Source organism: Devosia sp. (genome assembly GCF_034675085.1).
Lineage (GTDB): Bacteria > Pseudomonadota > Alphaproteobacteria > Rhizobiales > Devosiaceae > Devosia.
Genome location: NZ_JAUCDN010000075.1, coordinates 1 through 12178, shown reverse-complemented (window position 1 = coordinate 12178; position 12178 = coordinate 1). Strand labels below are relative to the sequence as shown.

The window sequence follows — 12178 nt, the reverse complement described above, 5'->3', positions numbered from 1 at the left end:
AGCCGAATTCCGAGCGGGGCAAAAGCTGGTCGATGAAATAGGCCACCGCCATGGGGAAGGCGAGTTCCAGCAGGCCGGCGACGATGGCGCAGCCGAAATCGAGCACGAACAGGCCCTTATAGGGCGCATAATAGGAAAAGAAGCGCTTTATCATCGATTGGCTTTGGGCGAGAAAAGGGGCGACGGGCGGCCGCTCCCCTGCCGCGCGGCCTTTGGAAATCCTGCCTAGCACAATCAGGTTAGGATGCAAGCCGGTGCCGGTTTATGCCCGACCGCCCTCACTTTTATCCCCGCGGCGCCCGTTCGTGAGAAAATTCATCTCGAAATGGTGTTTTCATCGCCCCGATTTTACCTCGCCAAAGCAAAACTGGCGGACAACAAAAGACCGGCGCTTATTTTCAAAACAACTCAAGATGTCGAACGGATGCGATTTGACAGCTTTCAGGCCCGATGCTAGCGATACCCGTATGTCAGCGATGACATATGCCGTTTTCATGGCAATGTCGGGCGCGCAAACAGGCTTTGGGGAGTCGCTGGTGGGTATGAATATTCTATCGGGCCGGTTTGGCGCGCGCAGCCGGTCATGAAATTTTCCGCCTGTATCGAATGGCTCTTCGCCGACGCCACCGACGATGTCGCCGAGCGCATCCGCCTTGCCCATGTGGCCGGGCTCGATGCGGTGGAATTCTGGCTGTGGACCAACAAGGATATCCCCGCCGTCAAGGCGGCGCTGGACGAGACCGGACTGTTGCTCACCGGCTTTGTCGCCGAGCCCATGGTGGCCCTCACCGATGCGGCCAATCACGCCGCTTTCCTTGAGGGTTTGGAGCGCTCCATCACCACGGCGCGCTGGCTGGGTGCGCGCGCCCTCATCGCCCAGGCCGGCCACGATATCCCCGGCCTCAGCCGCTCTGACCAGCGTGCCGCCCTCGTCGATTGCCTGGGCGCCGCCGCCGACCGGCTCGCCGGCACCGGCATCCGCCTCGGCGTCGAGCCGCTCAACACCCATATCGACCATCCCGATTATTATCTGGCCTCCACAAGCGAAGCCCTCGACATCGTCGAAGCTGTCGCCCGGCCCGAAATCGGCATCACCTACGATCATTATCACTCCTACGTCATGGGCGAGCGCATCGAGGACGTGCTGGAAGGCCGGGTGCATCACGTTGTTCATGCCCATGTCGCCGACCACCCCGGCCGCAACGATCCGGGCACCGGTGAAATCGACCTCGGCCCGCGCCTCGCCTGGCTTTATGCCCAGGGCTATGCCGGCCCGGTGGGCCTCGAATACCGCCCGATCGGCGCCACCGCCCCTGCCCTTCCCCTCATTCGCGCGCGCCTCGCCGCCCCCCGCCGCTGAAAAGCCCGTTTCCCCCCGAAACCCGCAGCTAAAACGAGATTTTTATCCTCCTTGCGACAGCTTCACGCTAGAATGGAGCCGGCGACGCTTGGTGCTGAAAAATCATCGTTGTTGTGAAGTTGAAACCTGTTGGGGGCGCATTCAGCGTTTAGCCGCATGAGCCGGAATTTTCTGGTCGTCGATCCCGAGGAGCGGCCCGACGTGCTGCGGGGCCTCGCCTCGCCGGTCCGCATCAAGATCCTCAAATCGCTGCATCAGCGGGGCGGGCTCAATGTCAACGACATCGCCGATCTGCTGGCGCTGCCGCAATCGACCGTTTCGACCAATCTGCAAATCCTCGAGGAAGCCGGCCTGATCCGCACCGAGACGCAGAAGGCGCGCAAGGGCAACCAGAAAATCTGCCATGCGGTCTACGAAGAAGTGCTGGTCATGTTCAAGGAAGAGGTGTCGGCCACCCGCGCCAACATCATCGAAGTGGCCATGCCGGTGGGGCTTTACACCAGTTGCGAGGTCAGCGGCCCCTGCGGGCTCTGCTCCACCGAGGGCATTATCGGCCTGCTCGACGTGCCCGACGCCTTTCTCGATCCGGCGCGCATGCGCGCAGGCCTCATGTGGTTCACCCGCGGCTTCGTCGAATATCAGTTTCCCAACAATGCCCGCCTCTCCAAGACCAATATCGAGGCGCTGGAATTTTCCCTCGAGCTGTCCTCGGAGGTTCCGGGCACGGCGACCGACTGGCCCAGCGACATTACCATCTGGGTCAACCAGCAGGATGTCGGCACCTGGACCAGCCCCGGCGATTTCGGCGACCAGCGCGGCGTCTATACCCCCGACTGGTGGACGCTGCGCGGCAGCCAGTATGGCATGCTCAAGACCTGGCGCGTGGCGCGCGACGGCACCTATGTCGACGGCGTCAAGATTTCCCCGGTGGCACTCAAGGATCTCGACGTGCCCAACCACCATTCCATCCGCCTGCGCATCGGCATGAAGGAAAACGCCCGAAATCCCGGCGGCATCAACATCTTCGGCCGCGGCTTCGGCAATTACGATCAGGATATCGTCCTGCGTATTCATACGGAAGATTAGGGCATGTCTCCCGAAAGGGGGAACCGGTTTCGGGATAAAAATACGTGCAAAAACAGCACCTTAATGTGAAACAGGCCGGCCTAAAGCATCGCGACGCACTTTAGGCGTTTCGATTTCGATCGCCCCCGCCGCTCAGATCACCTTCTCGTCTGCCCCGAACAGATGAGACTGGGCCGCGTCCAGCGTCAGGCTCACCGCCTGGCCGGGCCTGGCATCCAGGTTGCCCTCACCCTCGACGATGAGCTGGCCGGCCGGCGTGTCGACATAGAGCAGGGTCGAATTGCCCAATTGCTCGACAATGCCGACCGTCCCCTCAAAGGATGTATCCGCTGCCCCCGCCGGGCCTAGCCGGATATGCTCGGGCCGCACGCCGACCTCGACCCTGTCGGACGCCGGCGCCGCCCCACCCCGCGATGCGATGGTGACATTGCGTCCGCCCGGCAGGGCCAGCCGGTAGGTCTCGCCATCGCGTCCGGCGATGGTGGCGGTGAAGAAATTCATCGCCGGCGAGCCGATAAAGGCGGCGACGAACTTGTTGGCAGGGCGATTGTAAAGCTCCAGCGGCGAGCCGACCTGGGAGATATTGCCCTTGTCCAGCACCACGATCTTGTCGGCCAGCGTCATGGCCTCCACCTGGTCGTGCGTCACATAGATCATGGTGGTCTTGACGTCCTGGTGGAGCTTTGCCAGCTCCAGCCGCATCTGCACGCGCAACATGGCGTCGAGATTGGAAAGCGGCTCATCGAACAGGAACACCCGGGGCTCGCGCACCAGCGCCCGGCCGATGGCGACGCGCTGGCGCTGGCCACCCGAAAGCTGGGCGGGACGGCGATCGAGCAGCGGCTCGAGTTGCAGCATGCGCGCCACCGTCGCCACCTTTTCGTCCTGCACCGCCTTGGGCGCCCGCGCCAGCGACAGCGAAAAGGCGATGTTCTGCCGCACGGTCAGGTGCGGATAGAGCGCATAGGACTGGAACACCATGGCCGTGCCGCGCTTGGCCGGCGGCACATCGGTCACATCCTCGCCATCGATATAGCAGGCCCCCTCGGTGATCTCCTCCAGCCCCGCGATCATGCGCAGCAGGGTGGATTTGCCGCAGCCCGAAGGCCCGAGCAGGGCGGTGAAGGATCCCTCATCGATACGCAGCGACAGGTCGGTGATGACCTGGACGCTGCCATATCGCTTGGTGACATGCTGAAGATCGACGGTGCCCATGGATAGTCCCGATTCTCTTTGAGGAAGCTCAGCCCTTGATGCCGGCCGTCAGCATGATGGCCTGCGTCACACGGCGCTGGAAAATGAGGTAGACGATGGCCACCGGCAGCGCCGCCAGCATGGCGGTAGCCAGGTCGCGGGCATATTTCACCCCGAACGCATCATAGACCTGGGTGATGCCGATGGTGATGTTCATCATCTGCTCGTTGGTGACAGCCAGGAACGGCCAGAGGAAATTGTTCCAGGCGCCGATGAAGGTGATGATGGCCAGGGCCGTGGTGATGCCCCAGTTCATCGGCAAATAGAGCCGGAAGAACAATTGCAGCTCGGTAGCGCCATCGATCTTGGCGGCCTCGCGAAATTCCTTGGGCACGCTGTCGAAGAACTGCTTGTAGATAATGACCGTGACCGGCGCGATGAGCTGCGGCAGGATCACCCCGATCCAGGTATTGATGAGCTTGAACTGCGCCATCAGCACGTAGTGATTGATGATCAGCGCCGGGATGGGCACCATGAAACTGGCCAGGATCAGCCACCACAATATCCGCCGCCCCGGAAAATCGAGCTGACTGATGGCATAGCCCGCCGCCGCGCTCATGATGATGACGAGCACCGTGGTGCCCAGCGAGGTGACCAGCGAGTTGATGTACCAGGCGCCGATCTTGGTGTTGAACAGCACATGGGTATAGGCATCGAGCGTGAAGCGGCGCGGCCACAGGTCGATCCCGGGCTGCACGACGTCGTTTTCCACCTTGAAGGTGGTGACCAGCGTCCAATAGAGCGGGAAGGCCCAGATGATGGCGCCGATCAGGGTAACGATGGTGGCGATGAGGCCGGCGATATCGAGCGTCTTGATGAGCCGGCGGCGCCGGGGCGAGAGCGTGACGACGCCATCTTCGGCAAGGGGAATGGCGGTCATTTCTCACCTCGGGCGCGAAGCAGCTGATATTGCAGGACGGAGAAGATGACGATGATGGCAAACAGCACCACCGCCACGGTCGCGCCATAACCGCCCTGGTTTTTCTGGAAGGCATTGCGGAAGATCAGCTGCACCATGCCCATGGTGGCGTCGGTCCGGCCACCTTGTCCGAACAGATAGATCTGGTCGAAGATCTTGAATTGCAGGATCAGCTGGATGGTCAGCACCAGCACCGTCACCGGCCAGATCAGCGGCCAGGTGATGCGGCGGAATTGCTGCCAGCGCGTGGCGCCGTCGAGCTGGGCCGCCTCGTAGATTTCCGAGGAGATATTGCGCAGGCCGGCCACGAACAGCAGCACGTTGAAGCCCACCAGCCACCAGATTGTAATGAAGGCAACGCTGGGCATGAACAGCGGCAGGGTGCGGAACACCGAGATATTGCCCCCCGTCAGCCATGAGATGGGATATTGCAGGATGCCGAACTGGCTGTCGAACATCCAGCCCCAGATGCGGTAGACCACCGAGACCGGCAGGATATAGGGGATGAAGAAACAGGCCAGCACCAGCGATTGCGCCCAGCCCTTGAGCCGGTTGACCCCCAGCGCGATGGCCAGGCCCAGAAGCGTGGAGGGGATGACGCTGAGAAGCACGAAATAGGCGGTGTTCCAGAAAGCGACGCCGAAAAGCCGGTCGCCGAACAGGCGGAAATAATTGTCGAGCCCGATCCATTCTCCCGCCCCGATCAGGGGCGCTTTGTGGAAGCTCAGCCAGATCATCTGCAAGGTCGGCCAGACGAAGAGCAGCCCATAGACCACGACGAAGGGCGCAACCAGGAGCAGGGCGACACCGACTTCGGACCGGTTGTAGCGGCTGCGCTTGCGGCGGGCCGGCTGGCCGGCTGCGGCTTGAATATCTGCCACGTCGCTCCCTCCTCCAGAGCTTTGGTGGAATGGCCGGCGCCCAAAGGCGCCAGCCACGATATCGCGGGAAGGATCAGCGCTGGCCGTTCAGGTCGTCGCGCATTTCTTCCATGGCGGTCTGCGGATCGATCTCGCCATTGACGGCCGGCATCAGGTAATTGCCGGCGGCATCGTAGAGCGGCGAGGCGACGCCGGCCAGCGGCGAGACCGGGTCGAAGACCGCGGTTTCGGCCAGCGAGGAATAGACCGCGTTGGGCTGCATGTTGCGGAACTCGTCATTGTCGCGAGCCGGACGATAGGCCGGGATGTGACCAGCGGTGGCCCAGAAGGTCGAGTTCTCGTTCATCCAGTGGATGACCTTGAGCACGGCGGCGCGCTTTTCGGGCGAGACTTCGTTGCCGACGCGGTTGGGAATGACGAAGGCATGCGAATCGGCCCAGGTGGCCGGGTGGTCGAAGAAGGTGGGAAGCTGGATCGCGCCCCATTCGAAGCCCAGTTCGCCCTTGGCGGCCAGATCCGCCATGGTCGGCACTTCCCAGACGCCATTGATGTGCAGCGGCGCCTTGCCGCCGGTGAAAAGGGCAATGGAGGCCGGATAGTCCACCGATTGCGGGGCCAGCCCGCTCGCCACCCAGTCGGCCACGACCGAAGTGGCCTTCACGGCCTTGTCGAGATTATCCCCGGAGAGAAATTCGCCATTATCATCGAGGAACTGGCCATCCTGCTGGCCAAACAGCGAATAGAAGATGCGCCACTGGCTGTCACCGGCCGCCGTATGGATGGAAATACCGTAGTCGGAGCCGTTGGCCTTGAGCTTTTCTAGCGCCGCCTTGAAATTATCTACCCCATCGAGCCCGGTCGGCAGGCCGTTTTCACCGATCAGGCCAGCCGCTTCCAGAGCCGTCTTGTTGTAGTAGAGAACCACGGAATGGATATCGAAGGGCACGGCATATTGGGCGCCATCGACCTGGGCCGCCTTGAAGTTGGCATCTTCGAAATCGGCGGCACTAATGCCCGCCGCTGCCATCTCGTCGGCGGAAATCGCGCTGAGCGTACCGGTTTCCACGCCCAACGGAATGCGCGACAGGTGGTAGGTCGAGATATCGGGCCCCTCCCCGATGGCGGCCGATGTCTGCAACTTGGTGTAGAAAGGCGTTCCCCACTCCAGGGTCGTCGCCTCGATCTTGATATCGGGGTTTTCCTCGGCGAACTTGTCGAGCAGCGTCTTCATGCGAACGCCATCGCCGCCGCTCAGGAAGTCCCACCAGACGACGGTTTCCTGCGCCAGTGCGCCACCGACCGATGTCCCCAGCAGCGCCGTGCTCAACAGCGCGGCTCCAACGAGATTACGGATCACGATAAATATCCTCCCAATGAACCTACCGGCAGCGTCTGTGCTCCATGGCCGATGGCTGCTCGGTTCCTCCAACCTACAGGTCCGACCATAGCAAATCATAAAGTACGATCAATACCGGAAATTAAGATCAGGTAGATTGGTGCACATCGCGACTCTTTCAACTATGCCGATACGAAGAAAGCCACAGGCCACCCGATCAATGACTTACGTCGCAAAGGGTCAGGAATTGCGACATTTTCTGGTGTTTTTGCCTTCCGACCTCGCCTCCGCACCCTACCGGAAGGCCTCACGGGTCACTATTGGAAACAGGGGACGGCGCGCAGAATGCCGCTTGACGCCCGCCCCGGATTCCGGCTCCAATATGCAAAATTTCTGATATAAACCCAAAAATTGGGTTCAATAGGAGGATTTTAGAATGCGTGCGAGCGTCACAGCGCACCGCGACTTCACCATCTCGGACATTGATGACCGCCTTTACAGCGCTTTCCTCGAGCATCTGGGCCGCGCCATCTACACCGGGATCTACGAGCCCGACCATCCCACCGCCGACAAGAACGGCATGCGCGGCGACGTCGCCCAGCTCGTACGCGACCTGAAAATTCCCTATGTCCGCTATCCGGGCGGCAATTTCGTCTCCGCCTATAATTGGGAAGATGGCGTGGGGCCGCGCGAGCAACGCCCCACCAGGCTGGACCTGGCCTGGCATACTTCGGACAGCAATGCCGTGGGCGTTCACGAATTCTACGACTGGTGCCAGACCGTCGGCACCGAGCCCATGCTGGCCATCAATCTGGGCTCGCGCGGGCTCGATGACGCCCGCAATTTCGTCGAGTATGTCAATGGACCCACAGGCTCCTATTGGGGAGACCTGCGCAAGAAGAATGGTCGCGCCGATCCCTTCGACGTCCGGCTCTGGTGCCTGGGCAACGAGATGGACGGCCCCTGGCAGGTTGGTCACAAGACCGCCGACGAATATGGGCGCCTCGCTGCCGAAACGGCCAAGACCCTGCGCGCCTTCGATAAATCGCTGGAACTGGTGGTCTGCGGCTCGTCCAATGCCGATATGCCGACCTATCCCGAATGGGAGCGCGTGGTGCTGGAGCATACCTATGAGTCGGTGGACCACATCTCGCTGCACATGTATTTCGCCAACCGCAACAACAACACCGCCAACTACCTGGCGCTGAGCGAGAAGCTCGACGCCTATATCGGTGCCGTCGCCTCCACCATCGATTTCGTCAAGGCCAAGAAGCGCTCGAAAAAGCGCGTCACCATCTCCTTCGACGAATGGAATGTCTGGTATCATTCCAACGCCGCCGACCGCGCCGTGCTCGAAGGCAATAGCGGCTGGCCGCACGCGCCGCGCCTGCTCGAAGACGCCTACAATTTCGAGGACGTGCTGCAGGTCGGCTGCATTCTCAACACCTTTATCCGCCGCTCGGATGTGGTGCGCATCGCCTGCATCGCCCAGCTCGTCAACGTCATCGCGCCGATCATGACCGAGCCGGGCGGCGCCGCCTGGAAGCAGACCATCTACTATCCGTATTACTTCGCCTCGATTTTCGGGCGCGGAACGGCGCTCAAGCTGGGGGTCGACAGCCCGGGCTATGATGCCGACGTGGCCGACAACGTGCCCTATCTCGATATTTCAGGCGTGCACGACAAGCAGGCCAACACGCTCACCTTCTTCGCCATCAACCGCCATGGCAGCGAAGAGCTTGAGCTGTCCATCGACCTCAAGGGCTTTGGCGGCGCGGCGCGGATAATCGACCATCAGGTCGTCACCCATGCCGATCTCAAGATCGCCAATACGCTGGCCAATCCCAACGCCGTCGCCCCCCGCGCCGGCAGCGGCATCGGCGTCGATGGCGGCACGCTGACCGGCAAGCTGCCGGCCTATTCGTATCAGATGATCCGGGTTCAGCTCGGCTGAGCCTGGAAGGCCCCCGACCGATAGGGGCCGGCGGGACCGGGTGGCACGCCTCCCCGCACACCCGGTCCCGATCTTGTTTCCGGCGCGGTTCGGATGCGCCGATGGAGGATTGAATGGCTGACAATGGCAATGGGCTGCATCCGCGCCCGCGCGTCACGCGCGAAGAATGGATCGATCTCAACGGGCAATGGCAATTCGCCTATGACGATGCCGACAAGGGGCTGGACCAGCGCTGGCAGGCCGATGCCGAACGCTTCGACCGGACCATCACCGTGCCCTTCCCGCCCGAAAGCGAAATGTCGGGCATTGGCGACACCGCCTATCATCCGGTGCTCTGGTATCGGCGCAGCTTCTCCGCCTCCGCTCCGGCCGGCACTCGGCTTTTGCTGCATTTCGGCGCCGTCGACTATCGCGCCAGCGTCTGGGTCAATGGCGACCTCGTGGCCACCCATGAAGGCGGCCACACGCCCTTTTTTGCCGACATCACCTCGAGCCTCGCCTCCAGCGGCGAGCAGGTGGTCGTCGTACGCGCCGAGGATCAGCCGCTCGACGTCACCCAGCCGCGTGGCAAGCAGGACTGGCGGCCAGAACCTCACGACATCTGGTATGATCGCACTTCGGGCATCTGGCAGGCCGTTTGGCTCGAGCCGGTGCCCGACATCTATATCGACGACTTCCAGCTCACCCCCGATATCGTCACCGGCAGCGTCAAAGTCGAGGCGATCCTCAACCGCAAGCTCGAAGGCTTTTTCGACATTGCGCTTACCCTGAAAGGCGAGCGCCTCGCCCAGCAGCGCATCGCTATTTCAGGCGATCGCTTCGAAACCGTGGTGATGATTCCCGCCGCCCAGAACGGGGTTCATCGCGGCCACCTCTATTGGGTGCCGGACAACCCCAACCTCATCGAGGTCGCCGCCAGCCTGCTCGATGGCGCGAGCCAGACAATAGACACCATAAAGAGCTATTTCGGGCTCAGAAGCGTGGGCATTGGCAATGGGCGGTTCCTGCTCAACGACAAGCCGATCTTCGTGCGCTCCGTGCTCGAACAGGGCTTTTATCCCAAATCGCACCTGACCGCTCCCAGCGCCGATGCGCTCAAGCAGGAGGTCGAACTCATCAAGGCGCTCGGCTTCAACGCCGTGCGCATCCACCAGAAGATCGAGGATCCCCGCTTTCTCTATTGGGCCGACCATCTGGGACTGATGGTGTGGGGAGAAATCGCCAATGCCTATGAATACAACGCTCTGGCCGCCGACCGGCTGACCCGCGAGTGGCTGAGTGCGGTTAAGCGCGACCGCAGCCATCCCTGCATCGTCACCTGGGTGCCGATCAATGAAAGCTGGGGTGTCACCGACATCGCCCAGCGCCAGGACCAGCAGGATTTCGCCACCTCGCTCTATCACCTCACCAAGGCGATCGATCCTACCCGCCCGGTAATTTCCAACGATGGCTGGGAGCACACGATCTCCGATATCATAGGGGTGCACGACTATACCCAGCACAAGGAACAGCTCGTGGACCGCTACGGCACGCTGGAGGCCATAGACATCTCGCTGGGCGAGATGCGCCCGGCCCGCCGACGCCTGCTGCTGCGACCCGAGGACCAGCGGGACCAGCCCTTCATGCTCACCGAATTCGGCGGCCTCTCACGCCATCCCGAAACCGGGGACACCTGGTTCGGCTACGCTACCGCGCAGACCGACGAAGACTATCTGGCCATGATGAAGGCCCTGTTCGACGCCATCTACGACAGTCCCGACATCGCAGGCTATTGCTACACCCAACTCACCGATACCCAGCAGGAAACCAACGGGCTCTATGACGAGAACCGCAAGCCCAAGCTGCCGGTGGAGGCCATACGGGACATCATCATGCGCCCCAGCAAGGCCGTGCCCACCGAAGCGCTCGACATTGCCCGCCAGAAGGCGCTGCGGGTCAATTTCGGCCAGGTGACGTGAGCGGCGGAGCATCCGCTCCCATCGGCCAGGTCGGCGTCCCGCCAAGGGCCGCCGATCTGGACCTGTTCAAGACCCTGCTCGTCTGCGGCATGATCGCCGCCCATTGCATCCAGCTCCTGGTCTTCCGGCCCTCCCTGCCGGCGGCGATCGTCAGCGAAACGGTCAATTTCATCACCTTTTCCGGTTTTCTCTTCGCCTTCGGCCTCGGCCTAGGCCTTTCGCGCAGCGGGCCCAAAAGCTGGGCACTGCGCCTCAAGCCGGTCGCCATGCTGCTCCTGGCCACCTGGTCCTCGGAGATCGCCTTCATCCTGCTGGTCGACAAAAAGCCCCTGCTACCCGAGCTGTGGAACGTGCTGACGCTGAGCCGCCTCTATGGCTGGAGTGAATTTCTGGCCAGCTTCGCGGTGCTTTACGCCGTCATCGCCCTCGCCCGACCCTGGCTGATCGCATTGGCCAGTCGCTGGTATCTGCTGGTGCCCGCCGTCATCCTGTGCCTTCTGGCCACCAATATCGTCGTCAGCCTCGATATTCCGCTTCTCGCGACCTTGGTCGGCACGGAAAATTTCGCCAGCTTTCCCCTCCTGCCCTACCTGCCCTGGTTCCTGATCGGCATTTTTTTTGCTCGCAACCGGACCTATCCCGCGCTGCTCGATTGGGCCCTCACCTGCCTTGCCACCGGTGCCTGCGTGTTTTTTCTCATCCAGACCGGCAATGGGCCCGAGCGCTTTCCGCCAGCTGCACTCTGGATCGCCGGGCCGGCGCTGGCCTTGCTGGTCTATTTCAGCTTCACCCGCTGGCTGGCACGTAGCGTTCCCCTGCCGCTCGTGCTGCTCGCCACCGGCCGGCACGTGCTGGCGGCGCTGCTGGTCTCCAACCTCGTTATTTTCAGCCTGCGCTTTCTCTTCGGCTTCAGTCTGGGAAAAGGCTGGGCGCCGCTGGCCCTCATCATTGCCATCATTGCGGCAACGACGCTTTGGGCCGCCCTGCTCGATCAGCGTCGTCCTGTGCTGCGCACTGCTCCTTGAGGCCGGCTACCGCCTCGTGCTGGCTCAGGAAAATCCGGCCATGCAGATGCTTGAGGAATTCCGTGTCCTTGAGCCGATCCATCACCGGCCCCTTCACCTCGGAAAGATGGAAGCCTACACTGATATCGGCGAGCCGCCGGTTGATCTCCTCCAGGCTTTCCAGCGCCGAGGCGTCGATGGCGTTGACCGCCGAGCACATCAGCACGACATGCTTGAGCGCCGGCCGCTCGGCGACCTGGGCGGCGATAGTGTCTTCGAGAAACCGCGAATTGGCGAAATAGAGGCTCTCGTCGATACGAATGGAGACGATCTCGGGATGCGTGAGCACCGCATGGCGCGCGATATTGCGATAATGCTCGGTGCCCGGCACCTGGCCGACAATGGCGACATGCGGCTTGCTGGTGC

General features: G+C 62.0%; 11 protein-coding genes. 6 read left to right on the top strand and 5 right to left on the bottom strand.

The features are described 5' to 3' along the window. Positions 1–305: 305 nt before the first annotated feature. The 3 genes from VDP82_RS06830 to VDP82_RS06820 all read left to right on the top strand — a co-directional run bounded on the left by VDP82_RS06830 (position 306) and on the right by VDP82_RS06820 (position 2446). Positions 306–587, top strand: a complete 282-nt coding sequence (locus tag VDP82_RS06830; protein ID WP_323014100.1) for a hypothetical protein — start codon at positions 306–308, stop codon at positions 585–587. Further along, complete coding sequence (locus VDP82_RS06825; RefSeq protein ID WP_323014099.1) at positions 584–1360, top strand: TIM barrel protein; 777 nt, start codon at positions 584–586, stop codon at positions 1358–1360. The genes VDP82_RS06830 and VDP82_RS06825 overlap by 4 nt, the downstream gene beginning before the upstream one ends. A 156-nt stretch (positions 1361–1516) precedes the next feature. Further along, positions 1517–2446: an ArsR/SmtB family transcription factor gene (locus tag VDP82_RS06820; protein ID WP_323014098.1), complete on the top strand. Its 930-nt coding sequence runs from the start codon at positions 1517–1519 to the stop codon at positions 2444–2446. A gap of 132 nt (positions 2447–2578) precedes the next feature. Here the strand turns inward: VDP82_RS06820 and VDP82_RS06815 are convergent, their stop codons facing one another. The 4 genes from VDP82_RS06815 to VDP82_RS06800 all read right to left on the bottom strand — a co-directional run bounded on the left by VDP82_RS06815 (position 2579) and on the right by VDP82_RS06800 (position 6854). Continuing rightward, complete coding sequence (locus VDP82_RS06815) at positions 2579–3661, bottom strand: ABC transporter ATP-binding protein (protein ID WP_323014097.1); 1083 nt, start codon at positions 3659–3661, stop codon at positions 2579–2581. Positions 3662–3689: 28 nt separating this feature from the next. Then, positions 3690–4517, bottom strand: coding sequence for a carbohydrate ABC transporter permease (locus VDP82_RS06810; protein WP_416347087.1), 828 nt, complete (start codon positions 4515–4517; stop codon positions 3690–3692). Positions 4518–4576: 59 nt separating this feature from the next. Beyond that, complete coding sequence (locus tag VDP82_RS06805; RefSeq protein ID WP_323014095.1) at positions 4577–5500, bottom strand: sugar ABC transporter permease; 924 nt, start codon at positions 5498–5500, stop codon at positions 4577–4579. A gap of 73 nt (positions 5501–5573) precedes the next feature. After that, on the bottom strand, positions 5574–6854 hold the full coding sequence (locus VDP82_RS06800) for an extracellular solute-binding protein (protein ID WP_323014101.1): 1281 nt from the start codon (positions 6852–6854) through the stop codon (positions 5574–5576). A gap of 418 nt (positions 6855–7272) precedes the next feature. Here VDP82_RS06800 and VDP82_RS06795 point away from each other — a divergent pair, with 418 nt between their 5' ends. The 3 genes from VDP82_RS06795 (at position 7273) to VDP82_RS06785 (ending at position 11773) form a co-directional block, all read left to right on the top strand. Next, on the top strand, positions 7273–8790 hold the full coding sequence (locus tag VDP82_RS06795; protein WP_323014094.1) for an alpha-N-arabinofuranosidase: 1518 nt from the start codon (positions 7273–7275) through the stop codon (positions 8788–8790). Between the two features lie 113 nt (positions 8791–8903). Further along, positions 8904–10748 (top strand): glycoside hydrolase family 2 protein, encoded by a 1845-nt coding sequence (locus tag VDP82_RS06790; protein ID WP_323014093.1) that lies wholly within the window; start codon positions 8904–8906, stop codon positions 10746–10748. Then, entirely contained in the window at positions 10745–11773 is a 1029-nt protein-coding gene (locus VDP82_RS06785; RefSeq protein ID WP_323014092.1) for a hypothetical protein, read from the top strand. Before VDP82_RS06790 ends, VDP82_RS06785 begins: the two co-directional genes overlap by 4 nt. On the opposite strand, the gene VDP82_RS06780 is transcribed toward VDP82_RS06785, so the two are convergent. After that, positions 11703–12178: sodium-independent anion transporter (locus VDP82_RS06780; protein WP_323014091.1), on the bottom strand; the 476-nt coding region annotated here is incomplete at its 5' end. The genes VDP82_RS06785 and VDP82_RS06780 overlap by 71 nt on opposite strands.